Here is a 13735-nt window from a genome sequence, read left to right as displayed (position 1 = left end):
CTGTTCGGCAGCCATGCTGGCCACCTTCAGGCAGAAACTCCACTTAACAGCCTGTCCAAATTTGCCGAGCCACCTCTTGCTACGGTTCGAGAAAGACGCTCGACGATCGGTTCGTGCGGGTGGGCGGCAAAAGGCATCTGGCAGGAGATGTTCATCACGCTGGCAGCAGCGGGCGGGCCGCCTCCCGAAGTCCTGGTCGATAGCACGTACATGAAAGCCCGCCGCTCTGCAGTCGGCGAAATAGGGGAGCGCCTCTCCAAGCGATCGGGATCAGCCGAGGCGGCCGAAACAGCAAGCTCGACGCGCTCACCGACGGCCAAGGTCGCTCGCTCCGCTTCCTGCCGACCGGCGGCAACGTCGCGGACTACCGTGCCGCCGATGTCCTGCTCGATGATCTTGCGCCGCGTACCATCGTGCTGGCCTACAAGGCAGATGACTCCAACGCGATCCGCGACCTAAGCGAATGTCAGGGCGCGGTGCCCAACATCCCATGAAAGGCCAACCGCCGCTGGGAAGGCTGCTTCTCGCGCACGCTTTACAAGGGGCGAAACGCCGTCGAGCGGATGTTCTGCCGCCTCAAGGATTATCGCCGCATCGTCACCGGCTACGATAAACTCGTCACCAATTTCCTTGGCGCAATATACCTCGTAGCAGACATCATCTGTTGATTATGAGTCCGACCCTAGTGTTAGTGAACCTCCATACGCGGCAGTCACCGTGCTTTAGCGGCTGACCAGGAAACCATATCCCGCCCCTCTGCGAAACGGGAGCGCTGCGTTCGCCCTCACCCTCCACCGCACACCCGGAATCTACAGGATCGTGCGGTGCAACTTATTGCAGTTTCAACACAAGGCGCTGAATCGTATCAGCAGCGTCACGCCAACTGGGTAGCTTAGTCGAAGAAGTTTCGGCCCGGATTCGGGCGCTATCCTGAAGAACCTCGGAGATCGCACGGGCAAGCTGGGTAGCGTCGGCGTTTTCAGGGAAGAAACGCAGCGCCTGAGCCGGATGTTCGCGAAATGCAGGTATGTCCCGTGCCAATACCGGGCACGATCTTGCACGCGCCTCGAGGATTGGAAGACCGAATCCCTCCCCATGCGAGGGTACCACCAGTGCGCTCGCAGTATCATAAAGAACAAGAAGGCCATCGTCCGCCAAGTCCTGTAGCCAGTGAAGACGGCACCCCAGCTCTCGATGTTCACGGAGGCGACGTTGTAGCGTTTCGGTCTTCCAGCCACCCTTGCCAACAATCACGAGCCTCGCTGACGAACCGTGACTCCATAGCCAATCGAAAGCATCCAGGAGCATCTCATAGCCTTTGCGCGGCTCAACGGTTCCAACGGCAAGAATAAAACCATTTCCATTGACAGAAAGCGGAGGCAAACGTCGCACATCTTGCACCGACGAATCCGCCGGAATGTCAAATCCCATGGGGAACACAGCAACATTAATTCCGGTGCTGGCACCAAACCTCTGCGCCAAAAGCGTTTTTAAATCATCGGCGACATGCGGCGATATGCAGAGATAGCCGTCGGCAAGCTTTGCCGTCGCAAGCAGCCACCAAGAAAAGCGTACGGTCACTTTTGGCGAAAAATACTTCGGGTTTTGTAGAGGCAGGAGGTCGTATACCACGAACCAGAAACGCGTCCCCCCCCGCCTCCAGCGGAGCAACTGGCGCCCATGGCGACGAATAGCGTCGAACGAAAGATCAAGCCCAAGAAATACATCACCTTCGAGCGGATGGATGGCCCGCATGGTCGTCTCATCGCCTTCGGGCCAGGAGCTATACCGATAGCTGCGCTGCGCATACCGGACGAGTTGGATAGGGCATCCTTGCGGGTTCCGTCGCATGTTCAAGACGATCGATCGGACCACGCGTTGAATGCCCGTGCGCGCATCACTTTGCGCAATCATTGACACATCGACCAAAAGACGTCTCGCCTGCCCCCTCGCAATGGTGGTGCGAGGTGGCATGCGACGTGCCCGGGACAAACGCATCCGATCAAGCCATCTGGGGGACAGTATCGGGAGCAAAAAGCGGACAGCTGACCAAAAGACCATCCGCCTATTCCCTAGCTTCTGAGCTCGTTGAGGACGTCAAAAAAATCGTGCGGTTCACTTTTTCCTTAAGCAACCGATTTATCGTAAAACTCAAATGCCTCATCAGTGCTATCGAAATTGTGCAATTTGCCCTGGATCAGCACCGCTGCCCTATCGCAATGGGCCCGAACATAAGCGGCGTCGTGCGAAACGATGATTAGCGCGCGATCGGCACGCTTCTCGAACAATTCAACGCGGCACCTTTCGTGGAACCGCGAATCACCCACCGAAATTACCTCGTCGATCAGGAAGCAGTCGAATTCGATGCTCATCGATACGGCAAAGGCCAAGCGCGCGCGCATACCAGCGGAATAGGTGTTAATCGGTTCATAGAGATAGGCGCCCAGGTCTGAAAATTCCTGAATGAACGCAACGCGCTCTTCCACCGGGACCCCGTAAATCCGGCAGATGAACCGGACATTGTCGAGCCCAGACAGGGCGGACTGGAAGGCACCCGTATAGGCCAAAGGCCACGACGCACTCATGCTCCGCCGAACCAGGCCGTCTGTTGGTTGCTCCGCACCACTTATGATCCTGATTAAGGTCGATTTTCCGGCGCCGTTGCGCCCGAGAATTCCCAGTTTCTCACCCCGCGCGATCGACAGACTGACTGAATCCAGAATCTGGCGACGCCCCTTCCGAGTGCGGTAGAATTTATTTACATCGCAAAGTTCAATCATTCTGGGATCACTTCACGACTGACTTTTCGCAATTGCGCAAGTGCTAGGATCGTCAGGCCGGCGCACACGGTAACAACGTAGGACATATCGTAATGAGCGTGGAACTTGCTCCCAAAATACCCTTCACGAATGAACTCCGTGCAATGAACCATAGGAAGAAAGAGCACGAACTTCTGCGCTTCCGTCGGGAGAATCTCGACCAGAAAGCCAGCTCCGGACAGCGGGAAAAGCAGGTAGGACGCAGGGTGCCAAAGCTTATCGACGATCTCGGACTGTTCGGAGAGGGAGCCGAGTAAGATTGCAGTCGCCATGCCAAACCAAGCAAGCAGGATCCACCCACCGATCACCTGTAGAACGTCCTCGGGCGGGGTTATCCAGCCAATCGAGATGAAGACGACCGACAGCACGACGAACGAGATGGTGGCGCCAGCTCCCTCTAGTAGAAGCCGCGCAAGGAGGACGTCCATCACTTTGACGTAGCGATGATACATCAGGGACAGATTTGGCTTGATCGCCGCAATGCAGCGCGATGGCATGTTCCGCCATAGCAATACGCTCGAATAACCTGTGAGCGCAAACGCGACGATCGGCAAATCCGAAGCATGCACTGCCTTGGTCAGCGTCCACAAGGTGGTAACACCGAGCGTGAACAGCATCGGCTCAACAAAGAGCCAAAGAAACCCGATATTGTGCCTTCCATAGCGAGTCAGCATCTCTCGCAAAAGTAGTGCCCATATAACGCGCCGCTGTATCTCCCAAGCATCAGAAAACAAGCGAAAAGAGCTGGTCTTAGCCAAAGCCTCAGTCCTTGTGCTCTTGAACGCCAGCCATCAGCATCGTCACGATTCCCCAAGCCACCAATCCAAGTACGATTGTCGCGAGTATGCCCCGTAGACGGCGCGGCTCAAGCGCCTCATCGGGCTTGCTGGGGGAGACGATGCGCTCGAGATAGGCCTGCTTGCGACGCGCTTCGTTAGAGGCATCCTGCAGAGAAGCCATCGCAGCGGCAAGTTGCTTATCGGCAAACTGACTTTCCAGCGCGAGACGCTGGTAGCGCGCTGCAGTCGTGGCCAACGACTTGCTACCACCGGCTACCATCGAGACCTGATTCTGCATTTCGCTTTCGAGTCCCTTTACCTTCGTGGCAAGCACGTCGATCTGGGGGTTCTGCGGCGTGAAGGAACGCAGCTGAAGGAGCTCCGACCGCGCCGCAATTATCTCGTCCTGCAGCTTGGAAACCATTTGCAACTGTGCGGTTGCCTGTTTCTCGGGATCGACGACGCCTTGACTGTTCCGGAACGACGACACTGCCAGCGCCGCCTCTCGGGCTTGATCCTTCGCTTCGTTCACCTCGACCGCTGCAAAATGGATAAGGTCTTGACGGCCGCGCTCATTGAGATTGTTGACGGTAAGTTCCGCCATACGAAGCAGTTGCGAATTTACGCGATAGGCTTCTTCTGGAGTAAAGGCGCGAACCGTTAGGGTCGTGATAGACGCGGTGCTCTCGTGCTCGACCGAAATCTTGCTACGGTAATATTTGTAAAGTGCTTCGAAGCTTTCATTCGAGGCGAAGCCGTTAAAGCGGTCAACGAAGGACACCTGCGGGTCGCCATATGCCCTGCGATAATCGCCGTTTTTGTTAAGCGCTGCAAGCGCGTCACGCGACTGGATGAAGTTTTCGGCGGCGTAAATCTCGTCCCCGCCGTTGGTAAAGCCCGTCGATTTCAACAGTATACCCAGACCGGACGAAGCCGGCTTGTCCGGGCTACGCACGACGAAGCGAGATTCGGAAATGTAGACGTCAGAAGCGATGAGACCAAAGTAAATTAAGGCGATAACCGTCGGAATTACCACGGTTATCAACAGCACTCGATCGATTTTCGCGACGCGCTCAAAAATCGTATTTGGCATAGAATTCTGCGTTCCATTTCGGTCGAGATGTGACCGAATTCCAGAAGAGTCATGCGCACACTACCGGGATTTTGCAACTGGAAAGCCCGGAGATGGGTGGCCAATTCAAGCCGCTCAGGCCGATCCGCCAGGCTAAATCACTAACTGCGCGCTAAGCCCGGCCACTATCATCACGGCAATGCAGTTGACACCGTTGCGATCGGGAAGATCGTCGAAGAAATGATGCTGACGAACTTTTGAACGTCCGCCAGCGGCGCGTTCGACACATAGATCACGTCTTTATCATGGATCGGGAAGCTCTGCGCGACGAAGAATGTTGCCGGGTCCTTTAGGTTGATACGGTAGATCACAGGCACCTTTCCATCCGGCGTGAGCTGAGCACCATCGCGGATTGCAGGGTCGAGCGCGGCGGGATCCTCAAGTCGAAAGAGGAAGACGCCCTTCACGTCGGCGCGCTGATCCTGAATCCCGGCAAACCGGCCCATCGCCTGGGCGAGCGTCAGACCCGTTCCCTCGAAGACGACCTCTTCGTTCCGACCCGTCGCACCCAATGCCGTGAAGCTGTAGGGTTGGAACAGCGCTGTGACGACGTCGTCCGGCTGGAGGCGGATGTTTTGCCGCGGATCGCGGATGACCGCGCTGAGCGGCATCGACGCATTCTTCAGACCGCGCGTGATTTGAATCGTCATCTTGCCGATCGGCTGCTTGACGCCGCCGACCGTCGCGAGCACGTCGAGCAGGCGCTCGCCCTTCGCCGTGACAGGCACCCGTGCGCTCGAGGCGACATCGCCGACGACCGTCACGTTGGAACTCGCGTTCCGGACCAATCGCACGATCACCTGCGGCATATGCGCCTTACCGGCGAGGCGATTGGCGATTTCGCGCTCGATCTGCGACGATGTGCGACCGGCAGCGACGATCGATCCGACGAACGGAATGTTGATCCGGCCTTCGGTGCTCACCATTTGTTCGGGCAAGGTCGTTCCGCGCGCGGTCGTGCTCGATGAGGTCAGACGGGCATCGCCGCCAGCAGCGCCGAAGAGCGCGGCAGGTGGCGCTTCCCAGATCGCGATATCCAATACGTCGCCGCGGCCGATGATCGAACCGGCCGCATACCCATCACCCAGCGCTTCAGAGAACAGGCTGTCGCGCTTGCTTGCGATGACGCGCCGCGCCACCGCGTCGGACACGTCGATGATCTTGATCGATGCATTCGCCATGATCGCGCCGTCGGACCGTGTGACAGCACGTGACGAAGGCCCTGCCGCCGACATGATCGCGCATCCGGACAGCGAACTAGCAAGGGCACAAGCGAGCAGCGATTTGCCGAGCACACCGGAAAAACGGCCCAGTTCATAAGTCGTCATTGCGTTCCCTTAACCTGCCTTGGCGCTGCACCGACGGTACACATTGACCGTCTCCTCGACGCACCGATCCCAGCTATATGACGCCGCGACAGACAGCCCGGCTCGTATAGCGGCATTACGCCAAATGTCATCATCCAAACCCCGCTCGATCGCGGAGCTCAAAGCGTTGATGTCGTCCGGATCGAGCATCATCGCCGCGCCCTGCGTCACCTCGGGCAGACAGGATCGATCGGACACGATCGTGGGAACGCCGGAGGCCATGGCCTCGATCGGAGGAAGACCAAACCCTTCATAGATCGACGGATACAGAAACAGCCGCGCGCCCGCATACAACAGCGGCAGGTCATCCTCCGCGACAAAGCCCAGCATGATAAGCCGCCCTTTGCCTTGCTCGTCCTCGATCAAGCTGTGCAGGCGCTCATTGCTCCACCCTTTTGCGCCGACAAGGACAAGCGGCACATCGCGCCCCGTACGATCGCAGAAGTGGGCGTGCGCCCGGATCGCCGCCTCGATCCGCTTGCGTGGCTCGAACGTCGCGACCGACAGGATGTAGCGATCGATCGCGCGGCCGAAAATGCGACGCAACGCGGGATCAAGGGCTTTAGGGTCCTTTGGCCCGAACCGCTTCGACACACCGAGATGAACCGTCGTCACCTTGTCGGCGGGATAGGAGAGCTGTGCGATCAAGTCCTGCCGCGTCGCCTCCGAATCGGTAATCACGTGCAGCGCGCGATCAAGCGAACGCGCGAACTGCTTTTCGAAATCGCGGATCCGTTCGATCGGATGCGTTTCGGGGTGAAGATAGATCGACAGGTCGTGGACCGTGATGACGCCGGCCTTGGCCTGCGGCGGCAGGAAGTAGTTCGTGCCGTGGATCAATCGCCCGTCGAAGCGCCCCTGCGCATGCCAGCGGCGGACGACCTTGGGCAGGCGCGACCGGCGGCGTGCTCGCCCCGTCAGCAGGGCGGCCGGATCGGAATGCCAATGATCGACGAGGAAGTAGGCGAGATCCTCGATGTCCGGGTGCCGTGCGAGACCTTGGCTCAATTCCCAGGTGTAGCGGCCGATCCCCGTGAGACTTGGGGAAAGAGAATCGACCGTTATCCCGACCCGCATCCTATGACTCGATCATCCACCGCAAGGTCTCTTCGAGCGGCGGCATCGTCAACGGCCCGATCACGCGCTCGAGTTTCTCGCGCGAACCCTGCAGCAGCTTCACTTCATTGGCGCGGACGAAGGCGGGATTGACCTGGACTTCGATCTCGTGCCCGGCGATTCGGCATGCCAGCGCGATCACTTCGCGCAGCGAAACCGCGGCCCCCGAGCAGACGTTGAAGGTCTCGCCGACGGCAGCGGGCGTTTCGATAAGCCGAAGATACGCATCGACCACCGCGCGGACGTCCGAAAAATCGCGCGCGACGTCGAGGTTGCCGAGCTCGATAACCGGAGCCTTGCGCTTGATGTAGCTGACGATCTTCGGGATCAGGAAAGCCTCGCTCTGCCCGACCCCGGTATAGTTGAACGGCCGCGCCACGATCACGGGCAAGCGCGCGGCGTAGATCGCGGCGAGATGCTCGACCGCCGCCTTAGTGATCGCATAGTCATTGGCCGGACGGACCGGCGCGTCTTCGGTCAGCGTGCCTCCGCTGGCATTGCCATAGACGTTGGCGCTGCTGGCGACGAGCACCGCGCGCGGCGGCGTCGCAGCGGTGGCGCTCGCCTCGAGCAAGGCGCGCGTGCCGAGCACGTTGGTGCGGTACATCTCGGCGAGATCGCCATGCGCTACGAAGGCGATGCCCGCCAGATGAACTACATAGTCCGGGCGTATGTCGGCGATGATCGCCGACATCCGCTCCTGGTCGAGCAGATCGCAGGTATGCAGCACGGTGGCGGCATCGCTATCTGCCTGATCGGCATCGCGCACCAAGCCATGAACCGCATGGCCAGCGTCGCGAAGCCGCTGCGCCATGTAATAGCCCGTGAAGCCGTTGATTCCGGTAACGAGCGTCGTCGTCATGGCCGCAGCCCTGCGCGACCACGTCCGTTCGCCACTGACCGCCGCGGTCGCCCCATCGCGACGGCGGCACGCACCGGAATCCCGATCATCAGAAGGACATGCCGTACTGATTGCGCCGCAGATCGGCATCGACCATCAGACGGCAGAGCTCTTCGAGCGTCGTCTTGGGCTTCCAGCCGAGCACGCGTTCGGCCTTGCTGGCGTCGCCGATCAGCAGATCGACCTCGGCCGGGCGATGGAATTTCGGATTGACGCGAACCACTTCCTTGCCGGTCGCGACGTCGACGGCCGTCTCATGGTCGTCGGCGCCACGGAACTCGAGATCGATATCGGCGGCCTTGAACGCCATCCGCACGAAATCGCGGACGGTCTCGGTGCGGTTGGTTGCGAGCACGAACGTATCGGGCTCGTCGGCCTGCAGCATCGCGTACATGCCTTCGACATATTCCTTGGCGAAACCCCAGTCGCGCTTGGCGTCCATGTTGCCGAGCTCGAGCACTTCGGCCTTGCCGAGCTTGATCTTGGCGACGGTGTCGGTGATCTTGCGCGTGACGAACTCGCGGCCGCGCAGCGGGCTCTCATGGTTGAACAGGATGCCGCTGCTGCCGAAGATGCCGTAGCTCTCGCGGTAGTTGATCGTGATCCAGTGCGCGTAGAGCTTCGCGACGCCATACGGGCTGCGCGGCCAGAACGGCGTGTCTTCCTTTTGCGGCACGGCCTGAACCTTGCCGAACATTTCGGACGTGCTCGCCTGGTAGAAGCGGATCTTAGGGTTCACGCAGCGGATCGCTTCGAGCATGTTGAGCGCGCCGATGCCGGTAATCTCCGCGGTCGTCGCGGGCTGGTCGAACGACACGCCGACGAAGCTCTGCGCTGCAAGGTTATAGACTTCGGTCGCCTCGGATGTCTGCAGCAAGCGGATCGAGGAGGAAAGATCGGTTAGGTCGTGCTCGACCAAATGAAGGTTCGGATCATTGAGGATCCCAAGCTCTTCGATACGCCAGAAGTTGACCGAACTGGTCCGGCGATACGTGCCATAGACGCGATAATTCTTCGCCAGAAGCATTTGTGCAAGATACGCGCCATCTTGGCCCGAAATACCTGTTATGACAACGGTTTTCATAAATCGCCTCTCAATCTTTCATTGCGCCGACAAACGCTCAGACGCGATGCCCCCAAACAATTTTAACGCGCGCGCCCTTACCCGCCTTAGGCCACGCGCTCTAAAACTGCCGCTCGGCCATTAGCAGGCTTTTTTTCCCGGTACAGTCTTAAGTTCGGTTTTCAGAACGGCGATTGCTGCGTTGCAGCACCTAGGCAACGACCGCCAAACGGGTGCTATCGCGGATGATGCTGATCGCCGATCTCGGGAGGTTGCCAGACAGCCGTCGCTGGCACGGTCGGCTTGCGTACCTGTGGAATTGCAACCTTCAATGGACTTGCCGCCTCGAGCCTCGCCACGACCCCTTCGATCACCTTGTCGAGCGCCTCGTCCGAGAAGAATCCGCCGGCCACCAGACAACGGTCGATCAGCACGCGCCGGAATGCCGCGAAGGTTTCGGCATCGGGCTTGCCCGGATCGCGCCAGAAATCGTCGAGCCGCCGCTGATAGGTAACACCCTCGATGTCGTAAACCGCCTGGCCCAGCGCGATCACCGGAATATCGAGCGCGATCGCCAGCGTGCCGCTGGTGCTGTTGATCGTCACCATTCCCTTCGAGCGCTGCGTTACGGGAACGATGTCGCCCATCTCGAGATAATCGATCCGGTCCGCCACGCCGTGCAACGCGGCCAGCATCATCGCCTCGTCGCGCCAGTCGCGCACGCCATTGTCGAGCGGATGCTCCTTCACCACCAGCCGCATATCCTTCGGCGCATGGCTGGCGAACGAGGTGATCACCATCAGCAACGCATCGGCGACACCCGCGAACGACGAATGGAAGCGGATCTGCGCATCCGAATCGAGCTGGAGCGGAAACACCATATAGGGTTCGGTCGTCACCGCGAGCCGGGCAAGGACCGCATCGGCGCGTTCGCGCGCTTCCTTGCGGCGCATCAATCGACGGGCCCAGCCGATGCCCTCGACCACCGGATGGAACGGGCGGTGGTTTTCCCAGAACGGATAATGCCAGCGCGTCAGCACGTCGGCGAGATTGTAGAGAATGCCCTCCACCGCGCGGCGGCGAAACGACGAGGGGAAGGGATGCTGTGGCGGTACCGGCGGCAGCGTCGCGGCCTCGGCGCGATACCAGGCGGCATCGCGCGGCAGCGTCGAATGGCCATTCACCCCGCCGAGTTCGAGCGTCACCCAATCGGGCCGGATATAGCCTTCTTCGAAGACATGGACCGGGATGTGAAGATCGCGGCACAGCGCGATCGCGGCGATGTGCAGCGGGCGGCAGTCGCCGAACAGCACGACGTCGGTAATGCCGCGATCGGCGATGATCCGCTCGAGCGCCCCCGGCCATTCCGCCGGGGTGCCGCGATAGTCGATCCCGTTCGGCAAGCGCCAGAACAGCCGGTCGCCGCCGTTGAAATTGACCTTGTAGACGCCGTATCCGTCGCGCCGCAGCGCTTGCCCGACCTTGCGAAAGAGCGGCCCCATCAGCCCCTGCAGCAACAGGATGTTGCGCCGCTCGAGCGCGGCCGGCACGCCCGGCGCCGCGACCTGCGGCATCAGGACCGGCGCGCCGGTAGAGTGTTCGGGCATCTGGTCTTCCTTGTCTTCACCCGGCAATGGCTGTGCCCCATACGCCATCGTACCAAAACGCGCTCATACAGAGCGTTGCAGAACTTTCCAAGGAGGCCAGCGCGCGCGCGCGATCGTGACAGCCTTGTCCACGGACGCTATAGCGCAGCCGCTTCTCCTTGCAGCAAGTGCGCAGGCAAGGTTCGGTCGAGGCAGACGCCGCGCCCGTTCGAAGCGCGCATTTGTGGCGGATGATGTGATCGTCTTTATTGCTATGCTGATCGCGTCGATCCTGCTTGACGCTAGTGTGAGGCCGCGCGCGATACGCTTTCGCGCGGCGCGCGGATTGGCGATGCATGCCCTGGCGATGACCGCTTTGTTCGGCTTCGGCCTCGCCCTCTCGGGCAATGCGCCGGTCGCTGCACTGCTGGCGATCGCCCTGCTGGCGTTGTTCGTCGTCGCCTCCAACGCGAAATTCACGATGCTCGGCGAGCCGCTGGTATTCTCCGACCTCGCCTTGCTCGTCGCCGTCGTGCGTCACCCGCGATTCTATTTCACCGCGATCCCGCAGCGGCAGCGCTGGCTCGGGGCGATCGCGCTGCTCCTCGCCGTGCTCACGCTGATGGCGCTGTTCGAGCCTGCGCCGCTCGCGCACGCGGCCGGCTTGGCGGTGATGATTGGCGCGGGTGGCGCGATGGGTGTGCTGCTGCGCGGACGGTGGTTCGCGGCGGAGGCGCTGCGGCCTGGGCTCGAGGCGGATCTCGCGCGGTTCGGGCTGATCGCGACCGCGGCGCTGTATTGGCTCCGCTGGCGCGAAACCGCCGACCCGCCGCCGCGACCGCCCTTGCCCGCGCCGCATGCCGCGGCCGGGATCGCCGCGCCGCAACTGATCGTCATCGTGCAGTGCGAATCGTTTGCCGATCCGGTCGCCTTGACGGGCGACGCGTCGCGCGCGCTGCCCGGGCTCGACCGCGCCCGCGCCGCCGCCTGGCAATATGGCGAGCTCGAGGTGAGCGGCTTTGGCGCCTACACGATGCGCACCGAATATGGCGTGCTGTTCGGCCGCAGCGAAGCAGCGCTCGGTTTCCGGCGTTACGATCCGTTTCTCAGCGCGCACGGCGAGGCGAGCTATGCGCTGTCGGCGCAACTCGGCGCGATCGGCTATCGCACGACCTTCGTCCATCCGCACGATCTGCGCTTCTATGGCCGCAACCGCCTGATGCCGGCGGTCGGGTTCGACAGGTTGATCGGCGCGGAGGGCTTTGCGCCTACGCTGGAAGGCGGCGGGCGGTATGTCGACGACCGGACACTGGGCGACGCGCTCGCCGCACTGGTCGACCAATCGCCCAAAACGGCGCTGATCTATGCGGTAACGATGGAAAACCACGGCCCGTGGGACAAGCATCGCGAGCCCGGCGCGGCAATCGGGCTCGACGCCTATCTGCGGCATCTGCGCAGCAGCGATGCGATGCTGACCGCGCTGTGCACTCGCCTCGCCGCCGACGAACGCCCGGCGCTGCTCGTGTTCTTCGGCGATCATCGGCCGAGCATTCCCGGCATTCTCGAACCCGGCGGTGCGCGGCACACGCCCTATGTCATGCTGCGCTTCGACGGGACGGGGAACACGATCGCGGGCAACGGCCGGGTCGACCTGACGCCCGCCGACTTGCATCACGCCGTGCTCGACTGCCTCAGGCCGCCCGCGGCGGTGTAATCGTCGCGGCCGCCGCGACGATTACGGTGATCGGTCACGCGATCGCACGAGACGCGACGCCGTACGCCGCCGGCGGCTGACCGCCAGCGGCGGCACCGCTTACTTGAGGCAGGCGACGATACCCTCGATCACCGCGACGGTTTCCTTGGGGTCGCGAACGCGGACGGTGTCGAGCCCGAGTTCCTTCGCCGGATAATCGTTGCCGCCCGGGAAGATCGCGTCGCCGATGAACATCATCTCGTCGAGCGCGATGCCGCTCGCGTCGCGCAGCTTCTTGAGGCCGTACGCCTTGTCGACGCCTTCGCGGGTGATGTCGATCGAGGTCGCGCCGCCCATGTTGATCGACAGCCCCGGCAGACGCTTGCGCAGATCGGCCTGGATGATCTTGCGCTTGGCGAAATCGGGATCCCAATGCTCCTTGGCATCGAGCGGCGCCTGCTGGCCGAGTGCCGAGAAGGTGATCTGGCTGCCGCGATCCTCGATCCGCTCGCCCCAGGTCTGCTCGGGAACGAAGCCCGTCGCGACCAGCGCGGCGTCGAATTCGGTGAGGATCTTGGCCTTGGTCGCATCGTCGAACAGCTCAGCGAAGACCGCCGACCAGGCGCCGTCCTTGAAGGTGTAGAGCTTGGTGCCGGTGGTCGGCATCAGCCACAATTTGCTGCGATCGGCGCCCTCGGGCAGGCGCGAGGCGACCTGCTTTTCGAATTGCGGCCAGTCGCCGCCCGAGATCACCGCGACATGCGCCACGTCGAGCAGATCGGTCAGCGCTTGCTGCATCGGCTCTTGCAGCGGCTGCTTGCTCTCGGCCAGCGTTCCGTCGAGGTCGAAGGCAACCAGTTTTTTCATACGCCGGGTCTCTGAAAACTAGGGCCTGAAGGGCCGATGGACACAATACCCGAGGCCTTTGCGCAGCGTGCGCATCCTTGGCAAGCCAATTGTTGCCCGAGCCGACGGGGCCACAACGGCGTCAGCCCCGATAAAATGATCTGCGCTCCGGTTTGCACTGTCTTAAGGTGCTGGCCTTCGCGAGGCAGAGGCTACCCAGCGCGAGATTGGCGCGCGATTTGCCCTCGGGTTTGCCGAGACACCCGCTTGATATCGAGCGCATCGGGACTGGTGCCGCCTGCCTTGCAAACAACCTCGCCGCTCGCCAGTCGCCCCCCTTTCCGTGAGAGCACGATTAACCCGGATTATTCATGAGTCTTCGTACCAGGGCTTTGCCGACCCGGCTTTGCGGTTTGACGACCGCGGCGGGCGG

At 61.4% G+C, this 13735-nt stretch carries 11 protein-coding genes and 1 pseudogene; 2 read left to right on the top strand and 10 right to left on the bottom strand.

What is annotated here, in order from left to right:
• Positions 1-551: 551 nt before the first annotated feature.
• Positions 552-668: pseudogene (locus QN347_RS20995) on the top strand (IS5/IS1182 family transposase); the annotation flags it as partial.
• A gap of 163 nt (positions 669-831) precedes the next feature.
• Here QN347_RS20995 and QN347_RS17225 read toward each other — a convergent pair.
• From QN347_RS17225 to QN347_RS17185, 9 genes are all read right to left on the bottom strand, one after another.
• Positions 832-1755 carry a glycosyltransferase family 1 protein gene (locus QN347_RS17225; protein WP_323494216.1) on the bottom strand — a complete coding sequence of 308 codons (924 nt, stop codon included), beginning with the start codon at positions 1753-1755 and terminating at the stop codon, positions 832-834.
• 371 nt (positions 1756-2126) lie between these two features.
• A complete protein-coding gene (locus QN347_RS17220; protein WP_322161348.1) occupies positions 2127-2780 on the bottom strand; it encodes an ABC transporter ATP-binding protein in 654 nt (217 codons plus the stop codon).
• The gene (locus QN347_RS17215) at positions 2777-3577 is read right to left on the bottom strand and encodes an ABC transporter permease (protein WP_322161350.1); all 801 of its coding nucleotides are present in this window, start codon (positions 3575-3577) and stop codon (positions 2777-2779) included. Before QN347_RS17215 ends, QN347_RS17220 begins: the two co-directional genes overlap by 4 nt.
• Before the next feature lie 4 nt (positions 3578-3581).
• The gene (locus tag QN347_RS17210) at positions 3582-4691 is read right to left on the bottom strand and encodes a hypothetical protein (protein ID WP_322161352.1); all 1110 of its coding nucleotides are present in this window, start codon (positions 4689-4691) and stop codon (positions 3582-3584) included.
• Between the two features lie 170 nt (positions 4692-4861).
• Positions 4862-5911, bottom strand: coding sequence for a polysaccharide biosynthesis/export family protein (locus tag QN347_RS17205; protein WP_323494214.1), 1050 nt, complete (start codon positions 5909-5911; stop codon positions 4862-4864).
• Positions 5912-6067: 156 nt separating this feature from the next.
• Positions 6068-7174, bottom strand: a complete 1107-nt coding sequence (locus QN347_RS17200) for a glycosyltransferase family 1 protein (RefSeq protein ID WP_322161354.1) — start codon at positions 7172-7174, stop codon at positions 6068-6070.
• A gap of 1 nt (position 7175) precedes the next feature.
• Positions 7176-8075 carry a GDP-mannose 4,6-dehydratase gene (locus QN347_RS17195; protein WP_322161356.1) on the bottom strand — a complete coding sequence of 300 codons (900 nt, stop codon included), beginning with the start codon at positions 8073-8075 and terminating at the stop codon, positions 7176-7178.
• Positions 8076-8163: 88 nt separating this feature from the next.
• Positions 8164-9198 (bottom strand): GDP-mannose 4,6-dehydratase, encoded by a 1035-nt coding sequence (gmd, locus tag QN347_RS17190; RefSeq protein ID WP_189676616.1) that lies wholly within the window; start codon positions 9196-9198, stop codon positions 8164-8166.
• Positions 9199-9413: 215 nt separating this feature from the next.
• The gene (locus QN347_RS17185; protein WP_416194474.1) at positions 9414-10784 is read right to left on the bottom strand and encodes a capsule biosynthesis protein; all 1371 of its coding nucleotides are present in this window, start codon (positions 10782-10784) and stop codon (positions 9414-9416) included.
• 346 nt (positions 10785-11130) lie between these two features.
• Here QN347_RS17185 and QN347_RS17180 point away from each other — a divergent pair, with 346 nt between their 5' ends.
• Positions 11131-12477: an LTA synthase family protein gene (locus tag QN347_RS17180; protein WP_322161359.1), complete on the top strand. Its 1347-nt coding sequence runs from the start codon at positions 11131-11133 to the stop codon at positions 12475-12477.
• A gap of 99 nt (positions 12478-12576) precedes the next feature.
• Here the strand turns inward: QN347_RS17180 and QN347_RS17175 are convergent, their stop codons facing one another.
• Positions 12577-13323 (bottom strand): HAD-IIB family hydrolase, encoded by a 747-nt coding sequence (locus tag QN347_RS17175; RefSeq protein ID WP_322161361.1) that lies wholly within the window; start codon positions 13321-13323, stop codon positions 12577-12579.
• Positions 13324-13735 lie beyond the last annotated feature (412 nt).

It is taken from the genome of Sphingomonas sp. 10B4 (genome assembly GCF_035019905.1).
Lineage (GTDB): Bacteria > Pseudomonadota > Alphaproteobacteria > Sphingomonadales > Sphingomonadaceae > Sphingomonas > Sphingomonas glacialis.
This window is presented reverse-complemented; position numbering and strand designations above follow the sequence as displayed.